This is a genomic window from Phenylobacterium montanum, assembly GCF_018135625.1.
GTDB classification, from domain to species: domain Bacteria; phylum Pseudomonadota; class Alphaproteobacteria; order Caulobacterales; family Caulobacteraceae; genus Poindextera; species Poindextera montana.
Map to the genome: position 1 here is coordinate 1,586,475 of NZ_CP073078.1, position 11,026 is coordinate 1,597,500.

An 11,026-nucleotide genomic window follows, 5' to 3' on the forward strand; every position below is an offset into this window, starting at 1 on the left:
TTCTCAGTTTGTCGATTGAGGATATGTCCCAAAGTCAGCCGGCGAGCGCTCCAAACCATCTCCGCTGTCGGCGCTGTCCGTCGCCGTCGGCTGGGCCCGACCAAAGACGCGGATGGGAAGTTTTTCCAACCGCGCCTTGAGCTGCAGCGCAAGAAACAGCGAATAGAAACGCGATTGCGCCAGGTTGCCGCCGTGGAACCACAGCCCCTCCTGCGCCGTGGGCTTCCACATATTGCGCAGCTCGCCTTCCCAAGGCCCGGGATCGTGGGCGGTGTCCGAGCCGTAACCCCAGACCTTGCCCACTTTCGCCGCAACCTCTTCGGAGACGAGATCGCCGACCACCTGGTCCATTGACCCGAAGCCGGTCGCGCAGATGATCAAGTCGGCCGAAACCGTGGAGCCATCGGACAGCAACACGCCCTCAGGGACGAAGCGTTCGACACCGACCCGCGAGCGCAGCTTGATCCGCCCGCTCGCGACCAAATCCGAGGCGCCGACATCGATGTAATAGCCTGACGCGCGGCGCAGGTATTTCAGGGCCATGCCCGTTCCATCCTCGCCAAAGTCGTGCATGAACCCTGCCGCCTCGAGCCGGGCGTAGAACTCGGCGTCGCGCTGAGCGATCATCAGGTTCAATGGCCGGTGGATCTCAGGCGCGAGGCGCAGGGGCATGGACGCGCTGAGGAGATCCGCCCGCTCGGTCGTGATGCCTGACGCCAGCGCAGTTTCCGAGTAGAGCCCAGACAGGAGCAGATCCAGCACGGTCTGGGAGCGGACGACGTGCGTCGAGGATCGCTGGATCATGGTCGCGTCCGCGCCGTGCTCGACCAGGTCGGCGCAGATGTCGTGGGCCGAGTTGTTCGACCCGATCACCGCAACCTTGCGCCCCTCGTAGCCACGGCCGCCCGAATATTGGCTGGAATGCATGATCGGCCCGGCAAATGTTTCGGCGCCCTCGAACCTGGGCATGTTGGGCCGGCCGGCATTGCCCGTGGCGATCACGAGATGCCGCGGCCGAAGCGTGACTTGGTCGCCGGCGCGTCGAACCTCGACCCGCCAGATTTGTTCGCTGGCGTCGTAGGCGGCCCGAAGGCATTCGGTGGATCCCCAGACGTTCAGCTCCAGGATCTGGGCATAGGCGTCGAGCCAGTCGGCGATCTGGTCCTTTGGCGTGAAGACTGGCCAGGTCTCCGGGAACGGCAAGTAGGGCATGTGGTCATACCAGACCGGGTCATGCAGGCTGAGCGAGTGATAGCGCGAGCGCCACTGGTCGCCCGGCCGCACGTTGCGCTCGACCACCAGGGCTGGGACGTCGAGCTGGCGCAGGCGGGCGGCGAGGGTCAGTCCGGCTTGTCCGCCTCCGACAATCAACACGAATGGCTGGTCTTCCACGCCGATCCGGGCCTGTTCGGCCTTGCGGGTGTCCAGCCAGTTCCACTGCGGATGCCGGGGATCGAGGGTGGGCCCCTTGCGGCGGTGTCGCCCCACATGCTGCTCGAAGCCGGTGAGGTCCTGGAGCGTGGTGAAGAGGGTCCAGCACCGGCCCTGCTTTAGGCGGACATAGCCGGTCCCACGGCCCAACGCAGTGTCGAAGCTGACGAAGCCTTCCTGCCCTGAGCTGGCTGCTGTATCCACGACCCGCCAGTTTCGCGACCGCCGAGCCTCGGTCGTCGCCTCCAGCATGCCGCGGATGGCGCTGCGTCCTTCCAGTGTCAGCAAGTTCCAGGTGAACGCGACAAAGTCTCTCCAGAAGCCGTCTGGCTCGAACAGCTCTGCCGATCGCGCCGCCTCACCCGATGTCAGCGCCTTCTCGAACTCCGCCAGCCAAGTCCCCAGCGTTAGATCCGTCATGCCCGTCCTCCCCAACGCATCCCAGGCGGCCCTCAGGCGCGAGGCGCCGCGGCGACCGCCGCGATCTCGATCAGCGCGGCGGGGACCGCCAGCTGGGCGACTCCGACCGCAGTCCACGCCGGATGCGGCTCACCAAGCCGGGCGGCCTTGATGGCGATGAAGGCCGGCATTTGGGCGGCAAGATCACCACGGTGATAGGTGGTCAGGCTGGCCACGTCCGCTAGGCTCGCGCCGGCCTCCGCGAGCACGGTTTCCAGCTGTGTAAAGGCGTTCTCCACCTGGACGTCGAATTCGGCGGGAAGGCTCATGTCCGCAGCGAACCCGATTACGCCCGAGACGATGATCTGGTCGCCGATCCGCACCGCCGGCGCGAACTGATAGGCGTCATAGGCGGCCTGGTGCGAGGCGGGGACGATCGCCGCGAACGATTTGGGCATGGTTGGGCTCCCCGGGGGTCAAACGCGGCCAAGCCGCAGGTCGGCGTCCACGGCGCGGTCGGGCCGCTCGAAATGCCATTTGAGGCCCTGCACCGCGAGCCAGCGCAGCGGTTCGGGCGGCAAGGGGATAACCCGTCGCTTGAGGAGCTCGACATATTCGTTGCGCCGCCCGAGAACCTGGTCGGCCAGCATCGACCCGTTCAGAGTAGCTTGCGCCACGCCGTGCCCGTTGTAGCCGAGACCATAGAAGACATCACCCCGGGCGTTGCCGTAGCTGAAGGGCAGGAAGTCGAGGGTCATGCCGATCCATCCGCCCCAGAAGCGCTCGATCATCAGATCGGGAACCTGCGGAAAGCGGGCCTTGAGCAGGTCGACGTAGGTCGCGAACAGGGCGGGCCGGTCGCCATTCGCCAGCGCGCCATTGTAGCCGTACTGAACGTATTTCGAGCCGCCGATCAGCCGTCCGTCCGCCGAAAGCCTATAGGACTCGAGGCTTTCGTGCGCGGTGTAGACGCCCTCGCGCCCGCTCCAGCCGATGGCGCGGAGCTGAGCCTCCGTCAGCGGTGCAGTCTGGAACAGGGTGACACGCAGCGGGAACACCCGGCTCTTCAGGCGCCCGAGCGTCGATGGCGTGTAGGCGTTGGTCGCCACGATCAGCTTGTCCGCCCGGACTGAGCCGCAAGATGTGACGACGCGCACCGGCGAGGCGGCGTCCTCGATCCTGGTCACCGGTGTGTTCTCGAAGATCCGCACACCGGCGGCGATGGCGGCTCGGCGCAAGGCCAGCACGTATTTGCCGGGATGCAGGTGCCCTCCTCCCCGCTCCAGCAGCCCCACCCGGAAGACGGGCGGCAGCTTGCGCGCCCGCATCTCGTCCTGGTCCAGGAACTGGACCTCAGCGCCGATGCTGGCGGCCAGGTCAGCGCTGCGTCGCAGCGGCTCGTAGTGGCGGGGATGAACGCCGGCGATGATGTTGCCGACGGGGTTGTAGTCGCAGTCGACGCCGTAGCGGGCGAAGACCTGCTCGGTGTGACGCACCGCATGGTCGCCGAACCGCACATAGTCGGCTGCGCGCGCCTTGCCGAAATACTGGACCAGCGTCGGAACGTCCTTGCCGATGGTGGGCGTCAGGTGCCCGGCGTTTCGACCGCTGGCGCCCTTGCCACAGAAGTCCATCTCCAGAAGCACGACATCCACGCCTGCTTCGCGCAAAGCCAGGGCGGCGTTTAGCCCGGTGAACCCGCCGCCTATGACGACGACGTCCGCTCGGATATCTTCCTTGAGGGGTTGCTGCACATCGCTGGGTTCCGCCACCCAAACACTGACCTCCTGAAAGTCGTAAGACATCGCCACCTCATCGCTTCCACCCGGTCAGGACAAGCTATGGAAGGTGATGGCCCGAAGGCGTATCTCTTAGCGTCACGACCCTACCATTTGGCGCCAATCTCTTGAGCGACGACACCATTCAAGGCCAGACCCTGGACCGCGCCCTGGACGCGGCTCGGCGGCGCGGACTCGATCCCCAGCGGTTCTTCCGCCAGGCCGGAGTCCAGCCGATCCTGGCGACTTGGGCGGACAACAGGGTAAGCAGCCGCCTGTTCGCCGACTTCCTGCATTGGGCCGCCATCGAAGGCGACGACCCGACGTTTGGACTGCACGTCGGCGCGGACTTCGAGCGCGGCGACCTCGGTGCCCTGGGATACTTCCTGCTGAACGCGCCCACGATCGGCGAAGGCTTGGCCGCCTCCGAGCGCTGGTTCGCCTATCTGCAGGATGGCGGCTTCTTCCGCGCGCGGCGGATGGGTCCGGACCTCGAACTGCTCTATGACGGCGGGGACCTGCCTGAAGGCGCAAGACGCCAGGATGCGGAGTGCGGCCTGGCCATCATCGCTGGCCAACTCAGAAAATCCATCGGGGTCCGCCCCCGCGAAGTCCGCAGCCGCGATCATGCGAACGCCGCCGAGGAGGCCATCCGATCGCATTTCGGCTGCCGCGTGATCTACGGCTGCCCCGACTACGGCCTGGTCTACGATGCGGATATCCTCGGCAAACCGATCCGCGGCGCCGACCCGGTCCTGTTTCAAATCCTGGGCGAATACGTCGCGCTCAAGGTCGGCGCCCTGCCGCCGCGCAACGACATCGTCGCCGAGGTGAAGTGGCGCCTTGGGCGCGGACTTGCGGACGGTACGGCTCGCCTCACCGCCGTCGCCAAGGACCTCAAGGTGAGCCCCCGCACGCTGCAGCGACGGCTTGCCGAACGCGGCGAGAGTTTCGACGCCCTCCTGGAACAGGTGAGGCTCCAGGCTTTCTCGGATTTGCGCAGTACCAGCGGAATGAAGAAGTGCGCCATCAGCGCGGAGCTCGGATTTTCAAATCCGAGCGCTTTCCACCGCTGGTCGCGTCGTCATGTGACGGCGCATCACAAATCTGAAGAACATTGAGCCAGCAGTCCGCGTCACTGGCCCCACAGTATGACCGCTCTGGAGGGTACTTCCCGTTCCGTTGAAGCAGTCCTTTATGTCAGCAAATGGCGAGCAGCGCCCCAAAGGGGCTGCCAGAACATCGTCCTGGCAGCCAAGTGGGCGCTCAGAGGGGCCAACCAATGAGCGGGGACCACATACCGTCGTCACCGTGACGTCAGTAGGGCTGGGTCAAAAATGTTCACAGCTTCTCGCAACATGCTTGCGTTGAGCCACGAGGGATCGCGCCGGAGAGCCATAAAGTGACGGCCCAGCCCCCGGGGCCGGCGCCCCTGCCTGAGGCCACGGCGGGGTCTGATGAGTGGCGCAAGCCCGGACGGGCTTGCGCCACCACGCCTAGGCCGGAACCTTGGCGACCCTGGGCTTGGCCGGCGCCTTGCGGGCGGCGCCCTTCGCAACCGGCTTCGCCGGCGCGGCGCCACGCCCACCCTGGCCGAGACCCATCTGCTTGGCGAGGTTCGAGCGCGCCTCGGCGTAGCTCGGCGCGACCATCGGATAGTCCTTCGGCAGCCCCCACTTGGCGCGATAGTCCTCGGGGCTCATGTTGTACTTGGTGCGCAGGTGGCGCTTGAGCGACTTGAACTTGCGACCGTCCTCCAGGCAGATCAGGAAGTCCGGCTGGATGGACTTGCGGATCGACACCGCCGGAGCCTGGGGCTCTTCCGGCGGTGCCGGCGGCGCCTCAGCGCCCGAGAGCGCGGTGTAGGTCGAGCGGATCATCGCCGGCAGTTCGGACGCGGCGACGCTGTTATTGCTGACATAGGCCGCGACGATGTCGGCGGTCAGTTCGATGAGATTTGAGTTGTCGGACATGATTTCCCTATAGGGCAGGACAAAAGCCCCTGCCCAAAGGCAGCGACATCGCCTGCATAAATATTCGATCGCCCCATCCGTCAACTCATATGCGGCTGACGAGCGAACAAGCGCCGCAGCGCACGCCACAGGTTCCGGACGGGTAAAGTCACGGATTGCGCCGCCGCTATTCGCCGTAAATTCTACGCCAGGATGCGAGAGCCCATCGGAATGACTTGCGATCGAATGCTCGTCGCCTAGCTCTCTATTCCATCAGAGGTCTTGCCGTTCGAGTTTTTGGAGTTGAGGCGATGGCGGAAGCCGACCGTATTCTTCGCATCCGCACCGTGCTGCTGCGGACGGGCCTCAGCCGCTCCACCCTCTATCGCAAGATCCGCGAGGGCTCTTTCCCAAGCCCGCTGCGCATCAGCGTGCACGGCGCCGGCTGGCTGCAGTCGGCCGTCGACCGCTGGATGGCCGACCCGATCGCCTTCTGGGAGCCGCCGCGGGACAGATCCGGACAGCCCCAGTCGCCGTCACAACCTGCCTGATGCGCCGTTGATCACATGCCCGGCCCTTCGAAGAACAAGCTGAAGCTGCAGTTTCCGACCCGGCCGCCGCAACTATCCCTTGCAGATTCGGCCGAAGGCGCCGATCATCCCCTCACCGAGCTGGCCCGACTCCTCGCTCGCCGGGCCGCCCGCCGCTGCTATCAGGACCAACTGCAGGAGCGCCGATCCAAGGACTCCTGACCAGGAGATCGCCGATGAAGGTCGCGCTCTATGCCCGTTATTCCGACGAGAACCAGCGCGACGCCTCGATCGCCGACCAGCTCAGGATCTGCCGGCTCCATGCCGAGCGCCAGGGCTGGATGGTCACCGACGAGTACACCGACCATGCCGTCTCCGGCGCCTCGCTGCTGCGCCGCGGCGTGCAGCGGCTGATCGCCGACGCCCAAGCCGGCCGCTTCCAGCTGCTGCTATCCGAGGCTATGGACCGCCTCTCCCGCGACCAGGAAGACATCGCCGGCCTCTACAAGCGCATGGCGTTCGCTGGTGTGAAGATCGTCACCCTGGCCGAGGGCGAGGTCACCCCACTGCATGTGGGGCTGAAGGGGACGATGAACGCGATCTTCCTGAAGGACCTCGCCGACAAGACCCGCCGCGGCCTCAGGGGCCGGGTCGAGCAGGGCAAGTCCGGCGGCGGCAACGCCTACGGTTATGACGTGGTCAAGCGCATTGGCGCCGACGGCGAACCGGTCCGCGGTGACCGCACCATCAACCCGGCCGAGGCCGAGGTGGTGCGCCGGATTTTCCGCGACTACGCCGCCGGTAAATCGCCCAAGCGCATCGCGACCGAACTGAACCGGGACCACATCCCCGCCCCCGGCGGCGGCCAGTGGGGCTTCTCCACCCTCAACGGCAACGTCAGCAGGGGCAATGGCGTGCTGAACAACGAGCTCTACGTCGGCCGGCTGATCTGGAACCGGCAGCATTTCATCAAGGATCCCGACACCGGCAAGCGCCAGGGCCGGCTGAACCCACGCGAGGAATGGATCATCCAGGAAGTGCCGGAGCTTCGCATCATCGACGAAGCGCTCTGGGATGCGGTCAAAGCCCGCCAAGCGTCGCTACATCGAGAGCGGCAGGACAACGGCGAGATCGTCAATATCTATTTCCGGGACCGGCGCCGGCCCCGGTATCTGCTCTCAGGCCTAACCCGCTGCGGCTGTTGCGGCGGCGGCTACGGCATGATCTCCAAGGATCAGCTCGGCTGCTCGACCGCGCGCAACAAGGGTACCTGCGACAACCGGGTCAATATCCGCCGCGACCAGCTCGAGGCGCGCGTTCTGGACGCCCTGCGCCACCACCTGATGGACCCGGCCCTGTTCAAGGAATTCTGCGAGGAGTTCACCCGCGAGAGCAACCGCCTGCGCATGGAAGCCCGCACAGACATCGACGCCGCCCAGGCCGAGATCAAGCGCATCGAGCGGGAAGTCGAGCGGCTGCTGGACATGCTCGTCAAGGGCACGGCGACGGGCCAGGCCGCGGCGCAGGTCAACGCCAAGATGAACGAACTGCTCGGCCGTCAGGCCGAGCTCAAGCAGCAAGTGGCCGACGCCGAAGAACCCCCGCCACTTCTGCATCCCGAGATGGCCGGGGTTTACCGCACGCAGGTCGCCGAGCTCTACGAAGCTCTGCAGGGCGAAGCCGAGACCAAGCAGCTTGAGGCGACCGAGGCCCTGCGCGCCCTGATCCAGGAGATCATCCTGACCCCCGAGGGCGATCAGTTGACGATCGACGTCCGCGGCGACCTGGCCGGGATCCTGGCCATATCGACCAAGCAAAAACCCTTCGGCCGGGGGCCGAAGGGTTCTGCAAAATCGCAAGTTGAGATGGGTGCGGGGACAGGATTTGAACCTGTGACCTTCAGGTTATGAGCCTGACGAGCTACCGGGCTGCTCCACCCCGCGTCGGTGGTTTTGGTGATGGAAGGGTCATGATTGGTTGGGGCGGGATTTTTTTAAATCCTGCGAACTTCATATGCGACATCCGTTTGGTAGACCTGGCGGCGACCTACTCTCCCGCGCCTTGAGACGAAGTACCATTGGCCCAGGAAGGCTTAACGACCGAGTTCGGGATGGGATCGGGTGGGGACCTTCCGGCATAGCCACCAGGTCGACTAAACGGATGTTGAGGGCATTACTGCCCTGGCAGGATTTAGAAAAATCCTGCCGCTTAGACATCAATGTCTGTCGTTACAAAGCTTCAGCATGAGTTTGGCTGAAGAACGATCAAGCCGATCGAGCGATTAGTACCAGTAAGCTGCACGCCTCACGGCGCTTCCACACCTGGCCTATCAACGTGATGGTCTATCACGGCTCTCGGCGAAGCCTTGTTTTGAGGTTAGTTTCCCGCTTAGATGCTTTCAGCGGTTATCTATTCCACACTTAGCTACCCTGCTGCGCGGCTGGCGCCACGACAGGTCCACCAGAGGTGTGTCCATCCCGGTCCTCTCGTACTAGGGACAGATCCTCTCAAGCTTCGTACACCCACGGCAGATAGGGACCAAACTGTCTCACGACGTTCTGAACCCAGCTCACGTACCACTTTAATCGGCGAACAGCCGAACCCTTGGGAGCTGCTCCACCCCCAGGATGTGATGAGCCGACATCGAGGTGCCAAACTTTGCCGTCGCTGTGGACGCTTGGGCAAAATCAGCCTGTTATCCCTAGAGTACCTTTTATCCGTTGAGCGATGGCCCTTCCATGCAGAACCACCGGATCACTATGGCCGACTTTCGTCTCTGATCGACTTGTCAGTCTCTCAGTCAGGCGGGCTTATGCCATTGCACTCGACGAGCGATTTCCGACCGCTCTGAGCCCACCATCGCGCGCCTCCGTTACACTTTGGGAGGCGACCGCCCCAGTCAAACTGCCCGCCACGCCATGTCCCGGACCCGGATAACGGGCCGCGGTTAGACGTCAGCAACAATAAGGGTGGTATTTCAAGGATGGCTCCCCCGGAACTGGCGCCCCGGTTTCATAGCCTCCCACCTATCCTACACATATTGATGCTAACGCCAAGGCGAAGCTGCAGTAAAGGTTCATAGGGTCTTTCCGTCTGACCGCGGGAACCCCGCATCTTCACGGGGAGTTCAATTTCGCTGAGCCTATGCTGGAGACAGCGGGGAAGTCGTTACGCCATTCGTGCAGGTCGGAACTTACCCGACAAGGAATTTCGCTACCTTAGGACCGTTATAGTTACGGCCGCCGTTTACCGGGGCTTCAATTCGGAGCTTGCACCCCTCCTTTTAACCTTCCGGCACCGGGCAGGCGTCAGACCCTATACGTCGCCTTACGGCTTCGCAGAGCCCTGTGTTTTTGATAAACAGTCGCTACCCCCTGGCCTGTGCCACTCTGCAAAGGTTGCCCTAAGCAGAGTCACGCTTATCCCGAAGTTACGCGTGCAATTTGCCGAGTTCCTTCAGCATAGTTCTCTCAAGCGCCTTGGTATGCTCTACCAGTCCACCTGTGTCGGTTTCGGGTACGGTCTCCGTTGGAGTTATTTCCAGGAACACCTTCACTGCCGGGAGCAATCCAATAAGCCCCGACAATTTACGGCATTCGTCACTTCCAACTGGCCCAGGAATATTTACCTGGTTCCCATCGACTACGCCTTTCGGCCTCGCCTTAGGGGCCGGCTAACCCTGCGCAGATTAGCTTTACGCAGGAACCCTTGGACTTTCGGCGAGAGTGTTTCTCACACTCTTTGTCGCTACTCATGTCAGCATTCTCACTTCCGATACCTCCAGCCAGCCTCACGACTGACCTTCACCGGCTTACGGAACGCTCCGCTACCGCGTGCTTACGCACACCCATACCTTCGGCGCACGGCTTGAGCCCCGTTACATTTTCCGCGCAGGATCGCTTGACCAGTGAGCTGTTACGCTTTCTTTAAATGATGGCTGCTTCTAAGCCAACATCCTGGTTGTCAAAGCAATCCCACATCGTTTCCCACTTAGCCGTGACTTGGGGGCCTTAGATGATGGTTAGGGTTGTTTCCCTTTTCACGACGGACGTTAGCACCCGCCGTGTGTCTGCCAGATAGTTCTCTTGGGTATTCGGAGTTTGGTTAGAATTGGTACAGCTCGCGCCGCCCGCATCCATCCAGTGCTCTACCCCCCAAGGAATTCGTCTGACGCTCTACCTAAATAGATTTCGCGGAGAACCAGCTATGTCCAGGTTTGATTGGCCTTTCACCCCTAACCACAAGTCATCCCAGAATTTTTCAACATTCACGGGTTCGGTCCTCCAGCTGGTGTTACCCAGCCTTCAACCTGCTCATGGCTAGATCACCTGGTTTCGGGTCGTCATACGTCGAACTTAGTCGCCCTGTTCAGACTCGCTTTCGCTGCGCCTACGCCTAACGGCTTAAGCTTGCTCGACACATGAAGTCGCTGACCCATTATACAAAAGGTACGCCGTCACCCCGCGCGGGGGCTCCGACTGCTTGTAGGCTTCCGGTTTCAGGTTCTATTTCACTCCCCTCGTCGGGGTGCTTTTCACCTTTCCCTCACGGTACTTGTTCGCTATCGGTCGTTGAGGAGTACTTAGGCTTGGAGGATGGTCCCCCCATGTTCAGACAGGATTTCACGTGTCCCGCCCTACTCAAGTCTGTCGCTAATTGACGCCTACGGGGCTCTCACCCACTGCGGCCGACCTTTCCAGATCGTTCGGCTTTATGTCACGACAGCACTGGCCTGGTCCCGGTTCGCTCGCCACTACTACGGGAGTCTCTTTTGATGTCCTTTCCTCCGGGTACTGAGATGTTTCAGTTCCCCGGGTTCGCTTAATGAGCCTATGTATTCAGCCCATTATACCTTTCTACGACCTACGAACCGTGGCCCCGGCAAGCCGGAGACAAAATTCGCAGACCGTAAAGGTGGGTTTCCCCATTCGGAAAT

At 62.8% G+C, this 11,026-nt stretch carries 7 protein-coding genes, 1 tRNA gene and 2 rRNA genes (1 of these 10 running past the window's edge); 3 read left to right on the forward strand and 7 right to left on the reverse strand.

Translation table 11 applies throughout. The features are described 5' to 3' along the window. Positions 1-3: 3 nt before the first annotated feature. Genes KCG34_RS06975 through KCG34_RS06985 form a run of 3 tightly spaced genes read right to left on the reverse strand, consistent with a single transcriptional unit; the run spans position 4 to position 3,602 of the window. On the reverse strand, positions 4-1,851 hold the full coding sequence (locus tag KCG34_RS06975) for a flavin-containing monooxygenase (RefSeq protein ID WP_211939669.1): 1,848 nt from the start codon (positions 1,849-1,851) through the stop codon (positions 4-6). A gap of 32 nt (positions 1,852-1,883) precedes the next feature. Beyond that, entirely contained in the window at positions 1,884-2,288 is a 405-nt protein-coding gene (locus KCG34_RS06980) for a Rid family hydrolase (RefSeq protein ID WP_211939670.1), read from the reverse strand. 18 nt (positions 2,289-2,306) lie between these two features. Beyond that, on the reverse strand, positions 2,307-3,602 hold the full coding sequence (locus KCG34_RS06985; RefSeq protein ID WP_211939671.1) for an NAD(P)/FAD-dependent oxidoreductase: 1,296 nt from the start codon (positions 3,600-3,602) through the stop codon (positions 2,307-2,309). A 134-nt stretch (positions 3,603-3,736) separates the two neighbouring features. On the opposite strand from KCG34_RS06985, the gene KCG34_RS06990 reads away from it, so the two are divergent. After that, positions 3,737-4,729, forward strand: coding sequence for an AraC family transcriptional regulator (locus KCG34_RS06990; RefSeq protein ID WP_211939672.1), 993 nt, complete (start codon positions 3,737-3,739; stop codon positions 4,727-4,729). Between the two features lie 375 nt (positions 4,730-5,104). Here the strand turns inward: KCG34_RS06990 and KCG34_RS06995 are convergent, their stop codons facing one another. Next, a complete protein-coding gene (locus tag KCG34_RS06995) occupies positions 5,105-5,581 on the reverse strand; it encodes a Ros/MucR family transcriptional regulator (protein WP_211939673.1) in 477 nt (158 codons plus the stop codon). 290 nt (positions 5,582-5,871) lie between these two features. Between KCG34_RS06995 and KCG34_RS07000 the strand changes: the two genes are divergently transcribed. Both KCG34_RS07000 and KCG34_RS26095 read left to right on the forward strand, forming a co-directional pair. Continuing rightward, a complete protein-coding gene (locus KCG34_RS07000) occupies positions 5,872-6,111 on the forward strand; it encodes a helix-turn-helix transcriptional regulator (protein ID WP_211939674.1) in 240 nt (79 codons plus the stop codon). A 215-nt stretch (positions 6,112-6,326) separates the two neighbouring features. Further along, on the forward strand, positions 6,327-8,000 hold the full coding sequence (locus KCG34_RS26095) for a recombinase family protein (RefSeq protein WP_367576032.1): 1,674 nt from the start codon (positions 6,327-6,329) through the stop codon (positions 7,998-8,000). On the opposite strand, the gene KCG34_RS07015 is transcribed toward KCG34_RS26095, so the two are convergent. From KCG34_RS07015 to KCG34_RS07025, 3 genes are all read right to left on the reverse strand, one after another. Then, a tRNA-Met gene (locus KCG34_RS07015) sits at positions 7,957-8,033 on the reverse strand. The two genes, KCG34_RS26095 and KCG34_RS07015, sit on opposite strands and share 44 nt — an antisense overlap. Before the next feature lie 90 nt (positions 8,034-8,123). After that, positions 8,124-8,238: ribosomal RNA gene (gene rrf / locus KCG34_RS07020) — 5S ribosomal RNA — on the reverse strand. Between the two features lie 112 nt (positions 8,239-8,350). Next, positions 8,351-11,026: ribosomal RNA gene (locus tag KCG34_RS07025) — 23S ribosomal RNA — on the reverse strand (it continues 109 nt past the right edge of the window).

What these genes read in the sequence shown, in the direction of transcription:
- KCG34_RS07000 (WP_211939674.1), top strand. Translation starts at nt 5,872, where the DNA reads ATGGCGGAAGCCGACCGTATTCTTCGCATCCGCACCGTGCTGCTGCGG.
- KCG34_RS06980 (WP_211939670.1), bottom strand. Translation starts at nt 2,288, where the DNA reads ATGCCCAAATCGTTCGCGGCGATCGTCCCCGCCTCGCACCAGGCCGCC.
- KCG34_RS06975 (WP_211939669.1), bottom strand. Translation starts at nt 1,851, where the DNA reads ATGACGGATCTAACGCTGGGGACTTGGCTGGCGGAGTTCGAGAAGGCG.
- KCG34_RS06995 (WP_211939673.1), bottom strand. Translation starts at nt 5,581, where the DNA reads ATGTCCGACAACTCAAATCTCATCGAACTGACCGCCGACATCGTCGCG.
- KCG34_RS26095 (WP_367576032.1), top strand. Translation starts at nt 6,327, where the DNA reads ATGAAGGTCGCGCTCTATGCCCGTTATTCCGACGAGAACCAGCGCGAC.